The sequence below is a fragment of the Vibrio sp. 704 genome (genome assembly GCF_033339295.1).
Window position 1 is genome coordinate 1 of the sequence record NZ_JAWOUH010000740.1, and the last position, 583, is coordinate 583.

Consider the following 583-nt stretch of genomic DNA (forward strand, 5'->3'; position numbering starts at 1 on the left):
TTTTGGACAAAAGAACAGGCTGGCGCTAGCAATAAATAGGGTGCACTTAGGGTAATCAAAATCGCTGAAACACGCTTGCGAGATGGAGAAATTCGACTGTTCAGAAAAACGCGTCTCACAGGTTTTTATTGCATCTGAGTTGTTGTCGAATGCGTGAACACGAAAGCCTTGTGCGAGAAGAAAATTGGAGTCTCTCCCTGTACCGCAGCCAGCGTCAACGGCAATTTTCTCTGCTAATGTGTGAAATTGTAGGGCTTTTTCTACATTGACCCTGTGTGGTTGTTGAGCGACTTTTTGATAGTACGGATCCCATGAAACTGACATTGAATTTCCTTTTCGTTATAAAAAACGCCATTCAAATTTGAATAGCGTTTTTGCTGTCTTTGAAGCTAGCCTACACAACTCTATTTTTTGCGGCGCTAACGGAATGCAGAGAATGTGACCGAGTTAAAGTTGATCTTCTATTGGCAAAATGCCGGAGAACCAAGCGCCTAATCGGCGAAAAACGCCTGCTTCGGGTTCCGAATCATATTCCTCACCAGTTTTGGTGTTTGTCCAAACAATGTCTCCGTCACGTAGAGTG

Annotated in this window: 1 protein-coding gene; it reads right to left on the reverse strand. The window is 43.7% G+C overall.

Annotated features, from left to right (window positions below; genetic code table 11):
• The coding region (locus tag R7R24_RS28840) for a class I SAM-dependent methyltransferase (protein ID WP_318120475.1) at positions 1-324 on the reverse strand (324 nt) is incomplete at its 3' end.
• Positions 325-583: the final 259 nt, after the last annotated feature.